Source organism: Bradyrhizobium sp. CCBAU 51627 (assembly GCF_028128765.1).
Taxonomy (GTDB): Bacteria; Pseudomonadota; Alphaproteobacteria; order Rhizobiales; family Xanthobacteraceae; genus Bradyrhizobium.
Genome location: NZ_LBJG01000090.1, coordinates 113,581 through 134,966, shown reverse-complemented (window position 1 = coordinate 134,966; position 21,386 = coordinate 113,581). Strand labels below are relative to the sequence as shown.

Below are 21,386 nucleotides of genomic sequence, written 5' to 3'. Positions count from 1 at the left end.
GCCCTTATTTGCCGTTGCCGCGGCAGGCGCCGCGGGGGCCGATATGGTAGCCGCGCGGACAGGCATGCGCGGCAGGGTTGGCGTAGTTTCTCAGGCATCCGCCATAGGGACCGCGGTGCCAGCCGGCACCGCAGCCGCCGGCCACCATGACGACGTCGCCATTGGCAGGCGCGCCGGGCGGCGCTAGCGGCACGGCGTGGGCGGAGCTCACAATAGCGCATAGCGCGAGCGCCGCGGCGAAAGCGGTTCGTATCATCCGTCTTGCTCCCTGATGCTGTCGGGTCAATGGGTCGCTGCGAAGGCGATGCCGGCGCGCACTTCGGTGATCGCCTGGTCGATCAGCCCCAGCGCCCGTTCGCGATGATCGCCCTTGTTGGGCACGGCCTTGGCGAGTTCGGCGCGAGCCGACTGCAGGATCGCGATCGCCTCGTCCATGTGCGGTTGCGCGCCGAACGCGTAGCCGGCGCAGAGGCTGGTTGCGATGGCGCCGCCGAGCACAAGGCTGCGGGGTAGAGAGGTTCGCATGTCGATGTCTCCTCCGGCGGGCGTCAGGCTGGGGCCGCCCGGTTGCCCGGACATGATTCGCCCGTGGCGTGACGTCGCATCCGGAAACCTGAATAGGATGGCGGCATGCGGGCCGTCTTGGACTGTCCGGCGCCGGAGGCGTTACGGTTTGGACTGACCGGCGCATCTTGATTCATGTCGGCGGGCTGATAGCTTGCGTGCGCCTGATTTCAGCGGCGGTTCATTTTCGGCCTGCGAGGTTCGGCGCGGTCGATTCGCTGCGTGCGATGGTCGCTGATGTGGTCAACCTCGTCGGCTGCGAGCTCGAGCCCGGCGGGGCGCTGTCGCTGGTGATGGACTACAGCGATCTGCTGCTTCGCCATCCCGCGGCTGCCGACGAGGCCGGCATGGCGATCGCATCCCATCTGCTCGATCTCGCCGCGATCGGCTTGGGAGCTCGCAGCGATGTCGCCGCCGCAGCACGGCGCCGGGGCCTGCGCGCGGTGCGACTCAAGTGCGTGCTGTTGATCCTCGAGGCGCGCTTCCACGAGCCGGATTTCTCCGCGCAGAAGCTCGCCAGCGCCGCTGGCCTCTCCGAGCGCTACGTCAACGAACTTCTGTTCGAGGCCGGCGCCGGCTTCACCACGCGCCTGACCGAGCTGCGCCTGCGCAAGGCGGCGGATCTGCTCGGCCTTCGCAAAGACCGCATCAGCGACATAGCTTTTGCCTGCGGCTTCAACGATCTCTCCTATTTCAACCGCTGCTTTCGCCGCAGATTCGGCCTGACCCCGACCGCGGCGCGGGGCAAGTGAGCGCGCCTACAGCATCTCCACCTCCGGTGGCGGGTATCGCCGCGCCAGCATCGAGAGCGACAGGCGTCGCTCGTCCGCCGACAATTCCCGCCAGGCCAGCACAAGTGGCCGCTTCCAGTCGCCGACGCCGAAATCCATGTCCACCCATTTCTGCGGCTCAGGCCCGTCGAGGCCGCGGACCCAGACGAAATAGCGGGGCAGGTCGTCTGCGTTCGTTTCGGTCGTGGGTCTCCTAGCCATCACATATTCGCTGCATCGACACGCATTGCCCCAGGATATAGGTACTGGCTCGGCGATGTCGAATTCGGGTCCTGAGGATATGAACGAAACCGTGATCGAGGGCTGGGGCACCGCCGCCGAGGTGGTGAACAGGCTGGCCGGCTCCTGGTCGTTAAGCCGGATCATCACAGGCCAGGCGACCATGCAGGGCGCCGCGGTCGTCACGCCGTCGGAAGATGGGATGTTCGCCTATCGCGAGCAGGGGCATCTGACGCTGGCGAATGGCACCACGCTCGAAGCAGAGCGCGAGTATATCTTCCGCCAGGGCGAGCGCGGATTCTTGGTCTTCTTCAAGAAGGCCCCGCCGCAGCTCTTCCATGAGATATCGCTATTCGCATCCGCTGAAGGCGCCCTCAGCGGAAGCGCGGGCCATCTCTGCAATCTCGACCATTATCAGTCGACCTACACTTTCCTGGCCGATGGCCGCTTTATCGTTCGTCACGCGGTGTCGGGCCCGCGCAAGGACTACACCATGGTGACGGCCTATACGCGGAAATGAAACAAGGGAGGCACGAACGGGAGCCGCGCTCGAGAACCATCGTGTGCGTCCTCGGCTTCTGCTCTCATCATGCCCAGACGTGGGACCGATCCCGGTTGATCCGCAGACCCGTCAAGAGCTTTCTGTGCGCGTTCAACCAGCCCGCCGGCGCGTTGCGTCGCTCTTTCTGCTGACGCTGTGGAGCTCGCGCAGCCGTACCGATAGCTCCGTCGCTGCCGCCTGCAACAGTCCGGCAACCTCGCGACGACGCAACTCGCCCATACGCGACTCGATCGCGGCCACGCTCAACGCGCCGGCCGGCTTTCCCTCGGTGCCGATGACGGCAACACCGATGCCCCATGAGCCGGGTACGATCAGCCCGCTGTTGACAGCGAAGCCGGCCTGGCGTGTCTCAGTCACCAGTTGACGCAGTCGGTTCGGCGAATGAGTGGGAAAGGCCTCGGCAACCCGCGCAGCGTTCTTCGCGATCACCCGATCGACATCCGCGTCGGGCATCGCTGCAAGAATGGCGAGGCTGCCGGCGCCGACGCCGAGCGGATAGCGGTCGCCGGCCTTAAGGACCTGGGTGCGGATCGGGAAAGCGCCTTCCTCGCGGTGCAGGCAGATCGACAGCGTGTCGCGCGGAATGGACAGAAATGCGGAGTCCTCAGTCGCCGCCGCAAGTTGCATCAATGCATCGAGTGCAAGCTTGTGGATGCCGAAGCGCGCGCTTGCGATGGCGCCGAGCGCAAACGTTTCGACGCCGAGATGAAACCGCCGGCTCTCGCTGTCCTGATCGATCAATCCTTCACGCATGAGCGCGCCGACAAGGCGCGAGACTGTCGGCTGCTTCAGTCTGGTGGCATTCACTAAATCTGTCAGGCGCACGCCATGCGCGCCGGCCTCTGCGACGCGCCGCATGACGTCGATCGCGCGCTCGATGCTTTGCGCGCCGGATTGATTTCTTGATTCTGCACTCGGCGGCCTCATAATATTCATATTATGGATCAAGTTTTTCGTTGCGACAATCAAATTTCGTTTCAGCTAGCCGTTTCTTGTGTGTATTATGGACAAATAAACATCCATATAGTGGATACAAGTGGTAAGCCATGGCCTTCATCTCAAAAACCTTCGAGACCCGCATAGTCAACATGGCCGACCGCGAGGAGACGATTCTCGCCGGCGGACGTCACCTGTTTTCGCTGCTGCCGAAGGCATTCGACGGCATCAAACAGATCGGTGTCATCGGCTGGTCGTCGCAGGGCCCGGCGCAGGCGCAGAACCTGCGCGAGTCGCTGGAAGGTTCGCCCATTCGCGTCAAGGTCGGATTGCGCAAGGGCTCGCCGTCGATGGAGGAAGCTGCCGCGCTCGGTTTCACCGAGGAGAACGGCACGCTCGGCGAGATGTATGACGTCATCCGCGAGAGCGACATGACGTTGCTGCTGATCTCCGACGCCGCATTTGCCGAAAACTATCGCAAGATATTCGCCGCCTTTCGACCGGGCACGACGCTGGGTCTGAGTCACGGCTTTCTGCTCTCGCATCTGCAGGCGCAGGGCGAAGACTTCCCGATAGACATCAACGTCATCGCGGTTTGCCCGAAGGGCATGGGTCCCTCGGTGCGGCGGCTCTACGAGCAGGGGCGTGCCATCAACGGTGCGGGCATCAATGCGAGCTTCGCCGTGCATCAGGACGTCAATGGCAAGGCGACCGACTACGCGCTCGGCTGGTCCGTCGCGCTGGGCTCGCCTTACACCTTCGAGACGACGCTGGAGTCCGAATACAAGTCCGACATCTTCGGCGAGCGCGGTATCCTGCTGGGCGCCGTGCACGGCATCGCGGAGAGTCTTTACGAGCGGTTTGTCGGGCAGGGTATGCCCAAGGACAACGCCTTCCTTAACACCGCGGAGTCGATCACCGGGCCGATCAGCAAGGCGATCTCACGCTCCGGCCTGAAGGCGGTCTATGAGCAACTCGACGACAGGGAGAAGGCGGCGTTCCGCGCCGCCTACAATGCCTCGTATCATCCATGCCGCGAGATTCTCGAAGAGATCTACGACGACGTCGCCTCGGGCAACGAGGTGCGCAGCGTCATACAGGCAACCCGCCGCCACGGCGTCTATCCGATGGGTAGGATCGACTCCACCGAGATGTGGACGGTCGGCGATAAGGTCCGTGCCGACAGCGCGCGCAATTACGCGCCGGTGAATCCGGAGACCGCTGGTGTCTATCTCGCCTGCATGATGGCGCAGGTCGATGTGTTGAAGGATCACGGCCATCCGTACTCGGAGATCGCCAATGAATCGATCATCGAGGCAGTCGACTCGCTTAATCCGTATATGAGTTACAAGGGCGTGTCGTACATGGTCGACAATTGCTCGACTACGGCGCGGCTCGGCGCCCGCAAATGGGCGTCGCGTTTTGACTACATTCTGAAACAACAGGCCTTCCCCGAAATAGGCCGCGCCTCGGTGGGCGACGACACGCCCTTCGACAAGTTCCTCGCCAGCGACATTCACGAAGTGCTCGCGGTCTGCGCCGAACTGCGCCCCTCGGTCGACATCTCCGTAGTGCCACGGTGAGATGCTGATACGATCTTGGCGGCATGGGATCAGGTGGTCGTGGCATGGCGGCGTCCGAGGCCGTAGAAGCATGTCTCAGCAATCGCGGAATCGCGGCCTTGCATGAAGCCCGGAAGTTTGCGTTTCACGCGCGCGTTGTTACCACCCGTCCGACGACCACAGACCGACCGAGACCTGGTCCGCGATGATCGCCGCCGCCAAAACGGGCTGGCGATCTGCCTGGTTACGCCGTTCGATTTGACGAAATTCCACCGCGCACGGTTGTGCTCCGGATACCCAACAACAAATCGGCCGGCTGGGATCGGATGAGAACAAACGGTGGCGAACGCCGATGGAAGCGGAAGAGCCTATTTTCGAGGGCTTCCGAGCACTCCGCGGAAGGGTGCGACGCTTTCGGACGAGCCTGAACAGCCCGATTGGTGCGCCATTCAGGATAAAACTGCGAACTCGTACGTTATTGAAATTACGCTATAAAATCATAACCGCGCTACGGCTTCCCCACAGACATCCGCTTCCACAGCCTGATCGTCACCGCCAAAATGAATGGCGTCAATCCGCAAGTCTGGCTGGCCGATGTTCTTGCTCGCATCGTCTCTCACCCAGCGCGTCGGCGGGACGAATACTGCCCTGAAATTGGACGCCCGCATCAGCGCTCGAGCCGTGGCATGATCACCCACGTCAACAAGGTCCATCACGTCACTACCGTCACCCAGGTCGCGAGAGTAGTGTCCTAATTCCCCCTGCGAGTGACCCAATTAGGACAGCACCCGGCGGAGGAGGGCCAAACTTGTTGTAGGACGTCTCGATCGATCTCGGGGTGGCCGTGTCCTGGGTCTCGCCGCGGCTCTGCGAAACCGACGCACCAGTGTAAGACAATTTGGGCTGGGGTGAAGACAATCGCCCGGTCGCGCAGAGCGGCGGCCAGTCCGCGATTGACGCATGCGCCGCTAGCAGTTCCGGCCTCGGCACACTCAAGGACTATCGCTGAGATAGAGGTCCGACCTCTTCAGAAAATTCATGGGAATCCCCCCGGGACAGGGAATCCCCCAATGACAGCCGGCACAGGCTGGGGCGGAGGAGGTCCGTACTTGTCGTAAGACCTCTCAATCAATCTTGGCGTGCCCGTGTCCTGGCTCTCGCCACGGCTCTGCGAAGCCGGCGCACCGGTGTAGGACAATTTGGGCTGGGTGAAGATGATCGCGCGATTACGCATCGCCTTCGCAAGCCTGCCGTTGACACATGCGCCACCGGCAGTTCTGCCTTCGGGGCATGCCGTTTGCGCCAGCGCCTGGGTGGACATCGACAAGCCGCCGACGAACGCTGCAACGAGAGCAAGTCCGCTCAATCTGATGCGTCTCAAAATTTCACACTCCCGCCAAGCATTGCAACCCACCCCAGAGTGCGACTGTCAGGCGTCCGCTCGGTGGGGTCTTCATGGATCCAGAAATGCTCCACACTTGCTCTCAGGGACATCTCTTTGCCGATCGCGTACTGCGCAGAGCCTCCGGCGCCGATGCGCGTCTTTGCCGGAATGAATTGAAGGGTGATCGGATTGTAGGAGTTTTGATCGCGCAGCATGTAATTCACCATTGGCGCGACCGTCCAGTTGCCGTTCGTGAAGGTTTGCTCGAGGCGGTATCGATACACGGCGCTGTTGGTACGGAACGATTCGGGGATAAGGACCAACAAGTCCGGATCAAGAACCCTGTTCTTCTCGGCATTCGTCCATGACGCCGTGAATGTCGTGCTTGACGATGGTGTCCATGCGTATCCTGCCGCACCGGACACAGTGTAACGGTCGCCGAGCTGATACGACGCAACATGATCCAGGTAGCTCGTGGTTTCGTGGGCGTACGACGCCGAAGCCAGCAGGGTCAGCTTGTCCAGCTGGTAACCGAGCGACACACTCTGCGTCGCGACCTGTGCCGGCTCCACCAACGTGGTTGACTGCTCCGCGGCTGTGGGATCGAACGGCGCCTCGGTGCGATAGCCGCCGCGCCATGTATAGCCGGAGCTTAACGTCAGCATCAACGCGTCACTGATGGGTATGTTGACGCCGACGGTCGGCCCAATGTTCAATCCCTCGCCGAAGGTCGCGAGGTCGACGATGTCAGGGTCCATCCGCGCATTTGCCGCGCTGCCAAAGAGCGCTGTCGTCCCGGTGGGAAGGTTCAGGTTCATGGCAATGAAGGGCTGAATGCCGGGGATGCCGAGATAAGTCACCGTGCCCGACACGACCGTATCGGTGGTGGTCCCCACCGTACCGGTCAGTCCCGGCGTCGACTGCTGTGACCAGACATAGCCACCCTTGCCGACCAGCTCCACTTTCAAATTTTCAAACGGCTGCCCGGTCGCCTGAACCGTCGACAATGCATAAAATTGCGAACCTGCGCCAGGGGCCTCCGAGCCACTGCCGGGATAACCCCTCGTTCCGCTCCAGCTGGAATATCGCAACTCCTGATCGGCACTCAGCGACCAGTTGGGCTGGGCGGATTCGGCAGCATTCACGGCCGTGGCAGCCGTCGCTACGCAGATGATCGCCAGCGCTCCTCGCAATGGCAACGAACGATTGATCGATGCCCCATCCAATCGCCGGGATGGCGCGCATTGCCGTGCGTTTCGAACATAAAGGAAGACGTGGGCGCACATGACGAACTTACACGGACTGGAGCTTCTCGTGACTCAATGACAGCGAGGTCGCCGAATCCGCGACGACCTCCTTACTCGATTCCCGACAGCGATGGTTACGGCCGTCTCGCGGGGCGCGGGCTGGGCGCATAACGAACTATGTTCCAGCCACATGTTGGCCTATCGCCTTGGCGTTGGCCTTGTTCCGGGGGTGGAGCCGGTCCCGTTACAGGGAAAGGAGGGACAAGTTCTCCCAGACCCGTACCTCGCCCCCCCCCGGGCCACCTATGGTGGTGCCCGTAAAAACGCTCCCTCCCCCGGGGCCGGGGACCGTGACAGTTGCGCCGCTTTTGTCCTTATAGCGTAGGCTCGGAGTACCAGGGTTGTACGCCATCACAGGGCTATCCATGGCGATCGTCACGAGCAGTGCGGCCGCGATCATCATTCGATACATCATGATCCTCATGTCCTTTTCAAATCCGTCGAAGAGCAATCGGAAATCCCCGCCGATGACGGCGCGGCCTGGAATCTGGCGACCGAGCGGCGGCGGAGCCGCCGCGGCCAATCAGCCCCCGCCCCCGGTGCGGTGCAGCCGATACGTGCGTGCGGCGTTATTGACGACCGGGTGCGGGTTATTGGCGACCGGGCGTGGGTTATTAGCCTCCGGATGAGCGACTGAGAGGCCGTGAACGAGAGGGGGTGTGGTACCGTGCCCCGCTGCACCCGGTTCGACCGCCATCACTGGGCTAGCTACCGCGGTCGTCACGAGCAGCGCCGCCGCGATCATCATTCGATACATCATGATCCTCATGTCCTTTCGAATCCGCCGGAGGGTCATCGGAAATCCCCGCCGATGACGTCTTTGTAAGCTGACCGCCGTCAACGCCTGCGTCAGTCAGGCGTGACAACGGCGTGACTCTTGCTTGGGCGGCATTCAAAATGTGCCAAACCATGTAAGATGGGCTTCCGGGGACACGATCTCCAAGCGCCAGGGCCACGTTTGGAATGAGAGACAGCGTGCAACTTCCGAGATTTGGCCTTACGCTGTTCGGGCGCTTTGAGCTGACCACAAGCGACGGCGCGATCCCGTTACCCGGCCGGAAGCTTGCCGGGCTGCTGGCTTATCTGGCCTGCACGGCGCCTCGCCCCCAATCGCGCGAAAAGCTCGCGAACCTGCTCTGGGGCTCGCATTTCGAAACCCAGGCCCGGCAGAATCTGCGCCAGAGCCTGGTGAGGTTACGCCGAATTCTCGGCCAGGAGGCCATTTTCAGCGACGACCATGACGTCTGGCTCGCACCCGGCGTGATCGATTGCGACGCTGTCCGTTTCGAGGCGTTGATCCTCGAAGGCAGCCGCGCATCGCTGGCTGCGGCCGCCGATCTGTATCGCAATCCGCTGCTGGCGGATTTGAATATCGATGAAGATGCTTGGTCGGAATGGCGCGATCGAGAGCGAGAGCGGCTGGAAGACCTGGCGGTCGATTCCATGGTCCGGCACGGCCAGCACGCGTTGCAGTCGGGAAACCCGGAATTCGCGCTCAAGAACGCCAACCGGGCCATTGCAGTGAATGGCTTGCGCGAAGACGCGCATCGGCTGATCATCCAGGCGCTCACAGCCACGGGACGCAAGGCTGAAGCGCTCAAGCGCTACCAACACCTGGTCGTGCTGCTCAAGCGCGAGCTGAATACCGAGCCCGACGCGGTCACCCAGTCGCTCGTTGCCGGGCTCCGCAACGCCAGGCCATCCGCCGCAGCGCATGTGAGTGAGCCCACGCGCGGCGTTGATGAGCCGGGTCCTGAAGCCGTAGCTGTCACCGCGCGGGACGGCGATGCACCCCCGCAATTGCTCCATCGCGGCAGCCGCCAGCAGCGTCAATTGACGATCATGGCGTGCGACCTGATGGGAGCGATGTCCCTTTCCGCAGACCGCGACCCAGAGGATGTCCACGATCAGATCATCGCCTTCCATCAGTTGGCGGCCAATATTGCCGCGCAATTCCATGGCTTCGTCGCCCAGCACCAGGGCAACGGCGTCTTGATCTATTTCGGTTACCCCACAGCCAACGAGCACGACGCCGAGCATGCTGTGCGCGCAGGCCTTGCCATCGTCGACGCCGTCCGGATCCTGAGCGCGCCGGCCGGCAACCCGCCTCGGGCAAGCGTCGGGATCGCTACGGGACTCGTTGTGATCGGCGAAAAGCCGATACCCGGCGACATGCGGCAACAACTTGCGATCGGCGAGACGCCGGACCTGGCAATGCGGTTGCGGACCGCGGCCGCGCCGGGTCAGGTCGTGATCGCAGCCGGCACCCGGCGGCTACTCGGGCAATTGTTCGAGTATCGCAGGCTGCCGGACATAGAGGCCAAGGGACTGCCACACGCGCTGACCGCGTGGGACGTGCTCGGCGAGGCTGTCGGCGTCAGCCGCTTCGATGCCCGACGCGCCGGATCATTATCCGTGCTCGTCGGCCGCGAGGAAGAGATCGAGCTGCTTCTGCGCCGCTGGGATCAGGCAAGGTCCGGCGCGGGCCGCGTCGTCGTGTTGTCGGGCGAACCCGGCATCGGCAAGTCGCGTCTCGTCGAGAGCGTGCTGGAAAGGCTGGAGGACGGGCAGCATCGCCGTTTGCGCTATTTTTGCTCTCCGCACCATACGCACAGCGCCCTCTACCCGGTCATCGCCCAATTGGAACAGGCTGCGAACTTCGAATCGGGCAGTGGCGCCGGCGCGCGGATCGACAGGCTGGAAGCCCTGCTCGAGCCGACGGCGACAAATCTGCCGCTCGATGTCGCGCTCATCGCTGAGCTCGTTGGTGTGCCGATGGATGGACGCTATCCGGCGTTGGCGATCAGCCCGCAACAGAGACGGGAGATGACTCTCAACGCCCTTCTCAATCAGCTTTCAGGCGGGACGGGACAGACGCCCGTGCTGATCGTCGTCGAGGATGCGCACTGGATCGATCCGACGTCCCTCGATCTGCTCGACGCAATCGTGGCCCGCGCTTCAAATCTGCCGCTGCTGTTGCTCGTCACGGCCCGACCGGGATTCCAGCCGTCCTGGGTCGGCCAGCCACATGTCGCGATGCTGCCCCTCAATCGCCTGGGCCGCAGCGAAAGCGCCGGCATCATTGGCGACATCGCTCGCGACGACCTCCCCGACGCCATCGTCGAGCAGATCCTGTCGCGTACCGACGGCGTACCGCTGTTCATCGAGGAGCTGACCCATGCGCTGCTCGAGGATGGGCTGTCGCGCGAGGCATCCGGCGGCAGTGTCATCGACGGAGCGCTGCCGTCGCCCGCCATACCAACGACTTTGAAGGCCTCGCTGGCGGCTCGCCTCGATCTGCTCGGCGACGCGGCGAAGGATGTGGCTTCGATCGGTGCTGCCATCGGCCGGGAATTCTCCTACGAGTTGATCGCCGCGATATCTGCGCTGGCCCCCTTGGATATTGACGCCGCGCTTGGCCAGCTGACGGCCTCCGGTCTCGTCACCCGCCGCGGCATGCCGCCACTGGCGAGCTACTCATTCAAGCACGCGTTGGTGCAGGATTCCGCTTACGTCACGATGCTCAGAAGCCAACGGCAGCAGTTGCACGCAGATATCGCGCGCGCGCTGATCAAACGCTCGCCCGCGCAGACCGAAAGCCATCCCGAGATCGTCGCCCATCATTTCACCGAGGCTGGACTAGCCCGCGAAGCGGTCGACCATTGGATCAAGGCCGGGCGGCTTGCACACGCACGCTGGGCCAACCGCGAGGCCGCCAATTTCTTCGAGCGGGCGTTGCGCGGCCTCGAGACGCTGCCAGAAACCACCGCGACGATGGAACAGGCGATCGACCTTCGGTTTGATCTGAAGACCTCGCTCGACCCGCTCGGCCAATTCGGGCGCATCCTCAGCTATCTTCGCGAAGCGGAAGTTTTGGCCAGACGTCTGGACGATCCTCGACGGCTTTGTCAGGTTTCCATTCACCTATGCCAGACCCTTGGTATGAGTGGCAATCCAAAGGACGCGGTCGAGTTCGGTCGGAAAGCCCCGCTTCTTGCCGATTCTCTGGGCGATCTTTCGCTTCAGGTCGCGGCATCGCTGTTCCTCGGAACGGTGTGCTTCTCGACGCAGTATTACGGCGAGGCCGAGTCTCACTTTCTCAAAGTTCTGGGGCTGCTCGATGGCGATTTGAGCTTCCAGCGCTTTTCCCTGGCCGCATTTCCCGCAGTGAGCGCTCGCAGCTATCTCACGCGCATTTATGCCGATCAGGGTAAGTTCGAGCGCGGGATCGCCCTTGGTGAGGAAGGCATCCGCCTCGCCGAGGCGGTCGATCACCCCTATAGCCTGAGCATTGTTTGCTGGTGTCTTGCGGATCTGCTGGCAACCAGAGGAGAAGTGGACCGCGCTGTCGTTCTGCACGAGCGCGGGCTGAAAGTGGCTCGCGAGTGGAAGCTGCCATTTCTCGCAGCCGGCAGTTCGGGCAGCCTGGGCCATGTGTATTGCCGGCTCGGGCGAACGGCCAAAGGCCTACCCATGCTGGAGCAGGCGCTGGCCGTCTTCGAGAAGATGGACCATCGCTTTGCCCAGACGCTGTTTCTGGCGCCTTTGGGCGAAGCTTGTATGCTCGCCGGCCGCCATGCGGATGCTCTTCGTTTTGCCGCCAAAGCGCTGGCGATGGCTCGTGAAAACGGCCAGCGCAGCGGTGAGGCAGCCGCTCTCCACGTTTTGGGCGAAGCGTCCGGCCGCGACGGCTCTCCTGAGCAGGCCGAAGGCTACTACCGCGAGGCGCTCGCGCTGGCCAAGGAACTCGACCTGCGTCCGCTCGCCGCGCGTTGCCATCACGGTCTCGGAAAACTTTATCTGCACGCCGGCCGACCGGATCAAGCCGGCGAGCAACTCGCGGCCGCGACGACGATGTATCTCGACATGGACATGCGGTTTTGGCTGGAGCAGGCCGATGCGGAATTGAGCAGGCTACCTCACCTCGCCCAAATGCCAGAAGACTAAATCGTCCCGATCGTCCATAGATCACTCAGGGAAACACCCTACCCATTTCACATCGCGTGAGTGCGCACCTTTGAGGGGTGAGCAAGCTGTCATCGCAGATTTGAGTTCCTGCGATTCATGGACGCTTTCAGACAAGGAAAGCCGGCCGGCTTGGTGATCCACCGTCAAGAAGCATTGAGCGTGGGACGTCGCTCAGACGCGCTAGATCAGATAGTCGTCCGTGAAGAATGCAGATCGGGCTAGGGATCCCAGCTCCGGTCGCGGTAGCCGTTGCGCTGAGCCAGCCGCTCGGGGCTCTTCTCGCCGTAGCCCGCTCCGGTCTGGCCTTCGACCTCCAGCTCCATCAGCCGGTGGGCGGCAAAGCCGATCATCTCGCGCAAAAGGTCGGCGTCAGGGGTCTTCTCCACGAGCGCGCGCAGGTTCATCATGTCGTCGGTCATCGGTGGTTCCTCGAATCAGGTTGGTGTCGCAATCCAAACCTTACCGACGAATCATCGGTGACCACCCGCAAAGCCGCTCGCTCGCTACGGCGCCATGTAGGGGCGCGCGTCGCGAGCGGCTTTGCTAATCAGCTACACCACTCTCTGGGACACGACCTGATCAGGAGCGAAAATTGCGAAATGGTGCCCCTGGCCGGAATCGAACCAGCACTCCTTGCGGAACTCGATTTTGAGTCGAGCGCGTCTACCAGTTCCGCCACAGGGGCCCTCGGTCGGCCCCTCCGTGGAGGGCGTCGCGAAGCCGGCGGACTATAGCCATGGTAATTGCGGGGTCAACCCGCGCCAAAGTGATCCCCGACGTTCTCGACAGGCGCTTGGGCCGGGGTTAGAGGCTTAAAACCATGCCCCATCGAAAGAGGCTGCCGTGTCGACCCAGAGTGCCGCAATACCCACGTTTCGCGCCGCTGCCGGCGGCCCCGCGCTCACCGCATCGCTGGTCGTCACCCTGATTGCGGCGGCGACGATCGCGGGGGCCTGGTTTTTCCAGCTGGTGCTGGAGATCCTGCCCTGTCCGCTCTGCCTCGAGCAGCGCTACGCCTATTATCTCGCGATCCCGCTCGGGGCGGTCACGGCGCTTGCGGCGCGGAGCGGCGCGCCGCGGCCGCTGCTGCTGGCGGGGCTGGCGGTCCTCGCGCTTGCGACGCTCGCCAATGCCGGGCTCGGCACCTATCATTCCGGCGTCGAATGGGGGTTCTGGAAGGGCCCGACCGATTGCACCGGTCCGGTCGTCAATCTCGGCAATGCCGGCGATCTGCTGTCCCGGCTCGACACCGTCAAGGTCGTGCGCTGCGACGAGGTGCAGTGGCGCTTCCTCGGCCTCTCGCTCGCCGGCTACAACGTGCTGATCTCGCTGCTCATGGCCGCGATCGCCGCCTGGGGTTTCGCCCGGACGGCGAAGCGAGCCTGATTAGAGCGCGCTTGCGGCTTCGTGCTGGAAGCCGAGATAGCTCGCCGCCACCCGCTCGTTCGCGGCGATGTCGCTGGCCTTGCCGCTCAGGACGAACTCGCCGAGCTCCATCACGTAGGCATGGTCGGCGATCTTCAGTGCGGCCTGCGCGTTCTGCTCGACGAGCAGCACGGAGACGCCGCTGGCACGCAGCTCGGTGATGATGCGGAAGATGTCGGCGACGATGATCGGCGCGAGACCGAGGCTCGGCTCGTCCAACATCAGCAGTTTCGGCGCGCCCATCAGCGCACGGCCCATCGCGAGCATCTGTTGCTCGCCGCCCGATAGCGTGCCGGCGAGCTGCTTGCGCCGCTCCTTCAAGCGCGGAAACAACGCATAGACCTGCTCGATCGACGCCCTGGCCTTGCTCCGCTCGATGCGGAAAGCACCCAGCTCGAGATTGTCCTCGACATTCATGGTCACGAACAATTCGCGGTGCTCCGGCACGAGGCCGAGCCCCATCGCGACGCGATCCTCGATGTCGAGCCGGGCGAGGTCCTGGCCGGCAAAGGCGACGCGGCCCTTCAGCGGCAGGATGCCCATGATGGCCGAGAGCAACGTGGTCTTGCCGGCACCGTTGGCACCGACGATGGTGACGATCTCGTTCTCGCCGACTTCGAGCCCGACCGAGCGTACCGCCTCGACCTTGCCATAGGCGACATGCGCGTCGGTGACGGACAACAGCGCGCTCATGCCGCCACTCCGAGATAGGCCTTGATCACTTCGGGATTGGTCTTGATCGTGGCAGGGGTACCTTCCGCGATCTTGGTTCCGAAATCGAGAACGACGATGCGGTCGGCCAGGTTCATCACGAAGCCCATGTCGTGCTCGACCAGCAGCACGCTCATGCCGCCGTCGCGCAAATCGCGCAGCAGTTTCGCGAGCTGCCGCTTTTCCATGTGGCGGAGGCCCGCGGCCGGCTCGTCGAGCAGCAGCAGCATCGGATCGACGCACAGTGCGCGCGCGATCTCGACGATACGCTGCTGGCCGAGCGAGAGGCTGCCGGCGAGCTGATGCATCTGCTCGGCAAGACCGACGCGCTCGATCTGGCGGGCGGCTTCCGCCAGCAGCTTCGCCTCATCGACACGATCGAGCCGCAGCATCGAGGCGAGCGGTCCGGACTGGCCGCGCAGATGCGCACCGATCGCGACGTTCTCCAGCACGGTCATGTCGGGGACGAGCTTGACATGCTGAAAGGTCCTGCTGATACCGAGCTTGACGATCTCCTGCGGCGGCGCGCGATCGACCTTCTTGCCGAGCACCGAAATCGAGCCCGAGGTTGCCGACAGCACGCCGGTGATCAGGTTGAAGGTCGTACTCTTGCCGGCGCCATTCGGGCCGATCAGTGCGACGATCTCGCGGGCCTGGACGTCGAACGAGACGTTGTTGACCGCAACCACGCCGCCGAACTGCTTTCGCGCCTTCTCGACCTGAAGTAGCACGCTTCCCTGGCCGGGCGAGTGGGAGCGAGTCTCGAGCTTCAGCGAGGTGTCGGGCTTCCTGCCACGGGTGCGCTCGGGAAAGAAAGACATCAGCCAGGGCCAGACGCCGCCGGGGGCGAGCTGGAGCAGCGCCACCAGCATGATGCCGAACACGATGGTCTCGACCTGGCCGGAGCCCGGCAGGATCAGCGGCAGATAGCTTTGCAGCACTTCTTTCAGGATCACCACGATCGCCGCGCCCAGCACGCCGCCCCAGACATAGCCGGCGCCGCCGACCACCGCGATGAACAGATATTCGATGCCGGCATGGGCGCCGAACGGGGTCGGCGTCACCGCACGCTGGAGATGGGCGTAGAGCCAGCCGGAGAGGCCGGCGAGCACAGCAGCGTGGATGAACACCAGGAGTTTTGCGCGCGGCGTGTGCACGCCGAACGCCTCGGCCGCGACATGGCCGCGCCTGAGCGCGCGGATCGCGCGGCCGGTGCGGGAGTCCAGGAGGTTCATGGTGAGCAGCGCCGAGATCAGGACGGCAGCCCAGATCGCGTAATAGATCGAGCCCGGCGAGAGCATCCTGAACGCGCCGATCGAGAGCGGCGGAATTGCCGAGATGCCATCGTTACGCCCGAGGAATTCCAGCTTGCTGAAGAGATAGAACAGGCCAAGCCCCCAGGCCAGCGTCCCCAGCGGCAGATAATGGCCGGACAGGCGGACCGTGATCAGGCCGAGCAGCACCGCAAACACCCCGCTGACCACCAGCGACAGCGGCAGCGTCAGCCACGGGGACAAGCCATAGGTCGTCGTCAGCACCGCAGTGGTGTAGGCGCCGAAGCCGACGAAGGCGGCTTGGCCGAACGAGGTGAGGCCGCCGACGCCGGTGAGCAGCACGAGGCCCATCGCAACCAGCGCGGCGAGGCCGATATTGTCGAGCAGCACGATCCAGAACGGCGGCACGCCCGGAACGAACGGGATCGCCGCCATGAGAGCTGCGAAGACGAGAATGGGAAGCCGGCTCTGCATGCGCCTCAGTCCTTCTCTTCTTCGACCGCGGGCGCGGCCAGCGAGCGCAACAGCAGCACGGGGATCAGGAGCATGAAAACGATCACCTCCTTGTAGTTGGAGGCATAGAAGGACGAGAACGCCTCGACGATGCCGACGAAGACGGCCGCTCCGGCGGTCAGAGGATAGCTGACGAGACCACCGATGATCGCGGCGACAAAGCCCTTGAGGCCGATCAGGAAGCCGGAGTCATAGTAGAGCGTCGTGATCGGCACGATCATGATGCCCGACAACGCGCCGATGACGGACGCCAGCAGGAAGGCGATCTGGCCCGACAGCGTGGTGCGGATGCCGGCGAGCCGGGCGCCGAGCCGGTTGACGGCGGTGGCACGCAGTGCCTTGCCGTAAAGGGTCAGGCCGAAGAACAGCCAGAGCCCGACGATGAAGGCGATGGTGATGCCATAGACCGTGAGGCTCTGGCCGGTGAAGCGGAGCGAGCCCGCGGTGAAGGCACCGGAGAGCACCGCCGGTCCGCGCTGGCCCTCGGCGCCGAAGAACAGCAGGCCCAGCCCCTGAAGCGCCAGATGCACGCCGACCGAGGCGATCAGCAGCACCAGCACCGAGGTGTGGGCCAGCGGCTGGAACGCGATACGATAGAGATAGAGGCCGATCATCGCGACGATCACCAGCGACAGCGCGATGCACACCGCGACCGGCGGCTTCTGGGCCGCGAAGTAAATCGTCAGTGCCAGTACGATGGCGGGCAGCACGATATTGGCGAGGATGCTGCGCAGGATCAGCCGGCTGTGCAGCGTCTTGCGCGCCACGAACAGGTCGAAGGCGCAGGCGCCGATGCCCATGGCGAGCGCCAGCTTGGCGGTGCCCGGCATCTGGCCCGATGCCAGCGAGGCATAGGTCAGCGCGCCATAGGTGACGAATTCGCCCTGCGGGATGAGGATAACGCGGGTGACGGCGAACACCAGCACCAGCGCGAGGCCGAGCAGCGCGTAGATCGCGCCATTGGTGATGCCGTCCTGCAGCAGGAACAGCATGATAGTGGTGTTCAAGACCGGACGCTCCCCCTTAACGATCCGGACCGGTCCTGCGCGATTGCGGTGGATGGTCCGTTCACAGCCATTGAAATACGCTGACGATATTTGATATGGTCCATAACAATTATCAAATATAACATCAAGGGTGGGGAACGACCCGTCCCGAATTTAGCGGGATTGCGAGCATGAGGCGATGACCGTTTCGAAAACCGCTGAAAAGTCGTCCGAAAAGTCCGGTGACGCGACCAGGGGCCGCAAGGACGCCGCCGAGGGACTGCCCGAAGCCCTCCAGCTCGGCGAGCTCTCGGAACAGCTCGGCTATGTGCTGAAGCGGGCGCAGCTCAAGGTGTTCGAGAATTTTCTGCGCTGCATGGCCTCGCTCCAGCTGACGCCGGCGCAATTCTCGGTGCTGCTGCTGGTCGAGAAGAACCCGGGCCGGAACCAGACCGAGATCGCCTCGACCCTCGGCATCCTCCGGCCGAACTTCGTCGCCATGCTCGACAATCTCGAGAGCCGTGACCTTTGTGCGCGGATCCGCTCCACGAACGATCGCCGCTCGCATATCCTGGTTTTGACCGACAAGGGCAAGGCCGTGCTGGCCCGCGCCAAGAAGCTGGTCGCCACCAAGCACGAGGCGCGGCTCAACGAACTGCTCGGGCAGGCCAACCGCGAAGCCCTCCTCGGCATGCTGTCGAAGATCGCCAACGAATTCTGAGCAGGACAGTCATTCATGAGTGCGCGCAAGCGCGCCTCGGAATCTCGCGCCGCATTCGTGCGGTCGTCATGCCCGGAGTGCGTAGCTCCGTGCGAGTCCAGCGGAATGATGCGTTGCATATAGAAAATGATGATTGAAACATCATTTTACCCATCCTAAGCTTGGCAAATCGATCACCGTAACTGCTACGGACTGCCCCGTGATCACTGCCGCGCAGCTTAGAGCCGCCCGTGCCTTGCTCAGGATCGACCAGCGCGAGCTCGCGCAGCGCTGTTCGCTGTCGCTGCCGACGATCCAGCGCATGGAGGCCTCCGAAGGGCTGATCCGCGGCAATGTCGATTCCCTGGTGAAGCTGGTCGAGGCGCTGTCGGCTGCCGGCGTCGAACTGATCGCCGAGGGGGCGACATCGAGCGCCGGGGGCCGCGGTGTGCGGCTGAAGTCTCCACCCCCGAGCGCGGGCGGGTCATAGCGATGATGCTGCGCGCGCAGATCATGATCGAGGAGCGGCCATGATCGCCGTGGCGTTATGGTCGGTGGCGGTCCTGCTGGCGCTGGCGCCTGCGGGAGTCGTGCTGTCGACGGTCCCGCGCGGCCCAATCATCCTTTACGGCGGATGCCTGATGGCCACGTCGGCGCTATGTGTCACGGCGCTGTCCGATCTGCTCTATGTCCCTCATCTGACGCAGAGCGCGATACTGCCGATCGGTCTGCCCTGGCTCGGCGCCCATTTTCGGCTTGATGCCCTGTCCGCCTTCTTCCTTGTCGTCGTCAATCTCGGCGGCGTCGCTGCGAGTCTGTTCGCGCTCGGCTACGGCCGGCACGAGGAATCCCCCGGCCGCGTGCTACCGTTCTATCCTGCCTATCTCGCAGCGATGAACGTCGTCGTGCTGGCCAACGATGCCTTCAGTTTCCTGGTCGCCTGGGAATTCATGTCGCTGACCTCCTGGGCGATGGTCGTGTCGCATCACCGGGAAGCCGAGAATGTCCGCGCCGGCTATGTCTATCTTCTGATGGCAAGTTTCGGCACGTTGACGCTGCTGCTCGCCTTTGGCCTGCTCGCGAGCGGTGCCGGTTACGATTTCGATGCGATCCGAGCCTCGCATCCTTCCGCGGCGCTGACCGGCATGGCGGCGATTCTCGCGCTGCTGGGCGCCGGCTCCAAGGCTGGCCTGGTGCCGCTGCACGCCTGGCTGCCGCTTGCCCATCCCGCCGCACCCAGCCACGTCTCCGGACTCATGAGCGGCGTCATGACGAAGGTCGCCGTCTACGGCTTTGTGCGCATCGTCTTTGATCTTCTGCCCGAACCGATGTGGTGGTGGAGCATGGTGGTCCTGCTGGTTGGCGGTCCGACGTCGACGCTGGGGGTGCTCTATGCGCTGATGCAGCGCGATATCAAGCGCGTGCTCGCCTATTCAACGATTGAGAACATCGGGATTATCTTCACCGGCCTTGGGCTGGCGCTGGCCTTCAAGGCGGAAGGGCTCGATTGGGTGGCAGCGCTCGCTTTTACCGCGGCGATGCTGCACGTCTTCAATCATGCCCTGTTCAAGAGCCTGCTGTTCTTCGGCGCCGGCGCGGTGCTGGGAGCAACCGGCGAGCGCGACATGGAGAAGCTCGGGGGGCTGATCCATCGCATGCCGAAGACGGCGGTCGCGGTGCTGGTCGGCTGCGTCGCGATCTCGGCATTGCCGCCATTCAACGGCTTCGTTTCGGAATGGTTGACCTTCCAGGCGATCCTCCTCTCACCGCAACTGTCCTCCTGGGGGCTCAAGCTGGTCATTCCAGCGGTCGGCGGTTTGCTGGCGCTTGCGGCCGCCTTTGCCGCGGCCTGCTTCGTCAAGCTCTATGGCGTCAGCTTCCTCGGCCGGCCGCGCTCGGACGCCGCGGCGTCAGCGCATGAGACCGACCGCTTCTCGCTGAGCGCAATGCTCATGCTTGCCGCTTTCTGCCTGGTAGCCGGCATTCTGCCCGGGCTGTTCATCGATGCGCTGGCGCCGGTGAGCAAGAATATGGTCGGCAACGTCATGCCGCATCAGGTCGGGTTGCAGTGGCTCACCATCGTGCCGATCGCGAAAAGCCGCAGCTCCTATAACGGTCTTCTGGTGTTCGTGTTCGTGGCACTCTGCGGCACGGCGGCGGCGTCGGCCATTCACCGTTTCGCCTCCGACCGCCTGCGCCGTGCGCCGGCCTGGGATTGTGGCTATCCCGATCCGAACCCAACGATCCAGTACTCGGCCTCCAGCTTCTCGCAGCCGATCCGCCGCGTGTTCGGCAGCGTCATCTTTGCCGCGCGCGAGATTGGCGAGATGCCGCCGCCATCTTCGCCGCTTCCCGCGCGGTTCCGGATCGAACTGCGCGATCTGATCTGGGATGAGCTATACGCGCCGATTGCGATCGTCATCGGGTTTGCGACGGAGCGCATCAATATCTTGCAGTTCCTCAGCATCCGCCGCTACCTGACGCTGGTTTTCGTGGCGCTCATCGTGCTGCTGCTGGTGGTGGCACTATGAATACGCTACGCGATATCCTCTCCCAGGGCGCCCAGATGTCGCTGGTGTTGGGGCTCGCGCCACTGCTGACGGGCTTCGTTCGCAAGGTGAAGGCTCGGCTGCTACGCAGGCGGGGGCCACCGCTGCTCCAGCCCTATCGCGACCTCATTCGTCTGATGCGCAAGGACGTCGTGCTCGCGGACAACGCATCCTGGCTGTTCCGCGTCATTCCCTATCTGATGTTCGCTGGCACCTGGGTTGCGGCCTCGCTGGTACCGACTTTCGGCAACGGCCTGTTGTTCTCCTGGACCGCCGATCTCATCGCCATCATCGCGCTGCTCGGCAGCGCCCGTTTTTTTCAAGCCCTCGCCGGCATGGACGTCGGTACCGCCTTCGGCGGCATCGGCTCCAGCCGCGAGGTGATGATCGCCTCGCTCGCCGAGCCTGCGATGCTGATCACTGTGTTCTCAGTGGCGATGATCGCGGGATCGACCCAGCTCTCCTACGTCGCCGAATTCATGGGCTCGGACGCAGTCGGCCTGCGCGTGTCGCTCGGTATGGCCTTCGTCGCGCTGACCATCGTGGCGCTGGCGGAAAATGCCCGCATTCCCGTTGATAACCCCGCCACCCATCTCGAGCTCACCATGGTGCACGAGGCCATGGTGCTGGAATATTCGGGCCGTCATCTCGCGCTGATCGATCTGTCGTCGCAGCTCAAGCTCTTGCTCTACGTCTCGCTGATCGCCTGCGTGTTCCTGCCATGGGGCACTGCAACTGCGGACGCAAGCGTGGCGAGGCTCTTTTCCGGCGCGCTGCTCTATTTCGGCAAGTTGACGGTCCTCGGCTTTCTGCTCGCCGTGTTCGAGACGTCGATCGCCAAGATGCGCGTGTTCCGGATCCCGGAGTTTCTGGGCGCGGCGCTGATGCTGGCATTGCTTGCCACCCTGTTGCGCTTCGTGTCAGGGAGCCTCTGA

Annotated in this window: 17 protein-coding genes, 1 tRNA gene and 2 pseudogenes; 10 read left to right on the top strand and 10 right to left on the bottom strand. The window is 63.5% G+C overall.

Annotation, left to right across the window (positions count from 1 at the left end; all coding sequences use genetic code 11):
* Positions 1–4: 4 nt before the first annotated feature.
* Complete coding sequence (locus XH88_RS34980) at positions 5–256, bottom strand: GCG_CRPN prefix-to-repeats domain-containing protein (RefSeq protein ID WP_271672741.1); 252 nt, start codon at positions 254–256, stop codon at positions 5–7.
* 26 nt (positions 257–282) lie between these two features.
* The gene (locus XH88_RS34975; protein WP_271672740.1) at positions 283–525 is read right to left on the bottom strand and encodes a hypothetical protein; all 243 of its coding nucleotides are present in this window, start codon (positions 523–525) and stop codon (positions 283–285) included.
* 197 nt (positions 526–722) lie between these two features.
* Here XH88_RS34975 and XH88_RS34970 point away from each other — a divergent pair, with 197 nt between their 5' ends.
* Positions 723–1,316: a helix-turn-helix transcriptional regulator gene (locus XH88_RS34970; RefSeq protein WP_271672739.1), complete on the top strand. Its 594-nt coding sequence runs from the start codon at positions 723–725 to the stop codon at positions 1,314–1,316.
* A 6-nt stretch (positions 1,317–1,322) separates the two neighbouring features.
* Here the strand turns inward: XH88_RS34970 and XH88_RS34965 are convergent, their stop codons facing one another.
* A complete protein-coding gene (locus XH88_RS34965) occupies positions 1,323–1,556 on the bottom strand; it encodes a hypothetical protein (protein ID WP_271672738.1) in 234 nt (77 codons plus the stop codon).
* 79 nt (positions 1,557–1,635) lie between these two features.
* Here XH88_RS34965 and XH88_RS34960 point away from each other — a divergent pair, with 79 nt between their 5' ends.
* Entirely contained in the window at positions 1,636–2,094 is a 459-nt protein-coding gene (locus XH88_RS34960) for a DUF6314 family protein (RefSeq protein ID WP_271672737.1), read from the top strand.
* Positions 2,095–2,226: 132 nt separating this feature from the next.
* Here the strand turns inward: XH88_RS34960 and XH88_RS34955 are convergent, their stop codons facing one another.
* Positions 2,227–3,063 carry an IclR family transcriptional regulator gene (locus XH88_RS34955; protein ID WP_271672844.1) on the bottom strand — a complete coding sequence of 279 codons (837 nt, stop codon included), beginning with the start codon at positions 3,061–3,063 and terminating at the stop codon, positions 2,227–2,229.
* 119 nt (positions 3,064–3,182) lie between these two features.
* On the opposite strand from XH88_RS34955, the gene XH88_RS34950 reads away from it, so the two are divergent.
* A complete protein-coding gene (locus XH88_RS34950; protein ID WP_271672736.1) occupies positions 3,183–4,655 on the top strand; it encodes a hypothetical protein in 1,473 nt (490 codons plus the stop codon).
* A 515-nt stretch (positions 4,656–5,170) separates the two neighbouring features.
* A pseudogene (locus XH88_RS34945) lies at positions 5,171–5,252 on the top strand (transposase domain-containing protein); the annotation flags it as partial.
* 759 nt (positions 5,253–6,011) lie between these two features.
* Here the strand turns inward: XH88_RS34945 and XH88_RS34940 are convergent.
* Positions 6,012–7,304, bottom strand: coding sequence for a hypothetical protein (locus XH88_RS34940; RefSeq protein WP_271672735.1), 1,293 nt, complete (start codon positions 7,302–7,304; stop codon positions 6,012–6,014).
* A gap of 996 nt (positions 7,305–8,300) precedes the next feature.
* On the opposite strand from XH88_RS34940, the gene XH88_RS34935 reads away from it, so the two are divergent.
* On the top strand, positions 8,301–12,272 hold the full coding sequence (locus XH88_RS34935) for an AAA family ATPase (RefSeq protein WP_271672734.1): 3,972 nt from the start codon (positions 8,301–8,303) through the stop codon (positions 12,270–12,272).
* A 248-nt stretch (positions 12,273–12,520) separates the two neighbouring features.
* On the opposite strand, the pseudogene XH88_RS34930 reads toward XH88_RS34935, so the two are convergent.
* Both XH88_RS34930 and XH88_RS34925 read right to left on the bottom strand, forming a co-directional pair.
* Positions 12,521–12,712 (bottom strand): annotated as a pseudogene (locus XH88_RS34930) (transposase); the annotation flags it as partial.
* Positions 12,713–12,893: 181 nt separating this feature from the next.
* Positions 12,894–12,978 (bottom strand) — tRNA-Leu (locus XH88_RS34925).
* A gap of 158 nt (positions 12,979–13,136) precedes the next feature.
* Between XH88_RS34925 and XH88_RS34920 the strand changes: the two genes are divergently transcribed.
* Positions 13,137–13,679 carry a disulfide bond formation protein B gene (locus XH88_RS34920; protein ID WP_271672733.1) on the top strand — a complete coding sequence of 181 codons (543 nt, stop codon included), beginning with the start codon at positions 13,137–13,139 and terminating at the stop codon, positions 13,677–13,679.
* Here XH88_RS34920 and XH88_RS34915 read toward each other — a convergent pair whose 3' ends face one another.
* Genes XH88_RS34915 through XH88_RS34905 form a run of 3 tightly spaced genes read right to left on the bottom strand, consistent with a single transcriptional unit; the run spans position 13,680 to position 17,223 of the window.
* The gene (locus XH88_RS34915; RefSeq protein WP_271672732.1) at positions 13,680–14,411 is read right to left on the bottom strand and encodes an ABC transporter ATP-binding protein; all 732 of its coding nucleotides are present in this window, start codon (positions 14,409–14,411) and stop codon (positions 13,680–13,682) included.
* Positions 14,408–16,177, bottom strand: coding sequence for a branched-chain amino acid ABC transporter ATP-binding protein/permease (locus XH88_RS34910; RefSeq protein WP_271672731.1), 1,770 nt, complete (start codon positions 16,175–16,177; stop codon positions 14,408–14,410). Before XH88_RS34910 ends, XH88_RS34915 begins: the two co-directional genes overlap by 4 nt.
* Positions 16,178–16,182: 5 nt before the next feature.
* Positions 16,183–17,223: a branched-chain amino acid ABC transporter permease gene (locus XH88_RS34905; RefSeq protein ID WP_271672730.1), complete on the bottom strand. Its 1,041-nt coding sequence runs from the start codon at positions 17,221–17,223 to the stop codon at positions 16,183–16,185.
* A 178-nt stretch (positions 17,224–17,401) separates the two neighbouring features.
* Between XH88_RS34905 and XH88_RS34900 the strand changes: the two genes are divergently transcribed.
* The 4 genes from XH88_RS34900 to XH88_RS34885 all read left to right on the top strand — a co-directional run bounded on the left by XH88_RS34900 (position 17,402) and on the right by XH88_RS34885 (position 21,386).
* A complete protein-coding gene (locus tag XH88_RS34900; protein ID WP_271672729.1) occupies positions 17,402–17,923 on the top strand; it encodes a MarR family winged helix-turn-helix transcriptional regulator in 522 nt (173 codons plus the stop codon).
* Positions 17,924–18,122: 199 nt separating this feature from the next.
* On the top strand, positions 18,123–18,392 hold the full coding sequence (locus XH88_RS34895) for a transcriptional regulator (RefSeq protein ID WP_271672728.1): 270 nt from the start codon (positions 18,123–18,125) through the stop codon (positions 18,390–18,392).
* Between the two features lie 40 nt (positions 18,393–18,432).
* Positions 18,433–20,433, top strand: coding sequence for a hydrogenase 4 subunit B (gene hyfB, locus XH88_RS34890; RefSeq protein WP_271672727.1), 2,001 nt, complete (start codon positions 18,433–18,435; stop codon positions 20,431–20,433).
* On the top strand, positions 20,430–21,386 hold the full coding sequence (locus XH88_RS34885) for a respiratory chain complex I subunit 1 family protein (RefSeq protein WP_271672726.1): 957 nt from the start codon (positions 20,430–20,432) through the stop codon (positions 21,384–21,386). The genes hyfB and XH88_RS34885 overlap by 4 nt, the downstream gene beginning before the upstream one ends.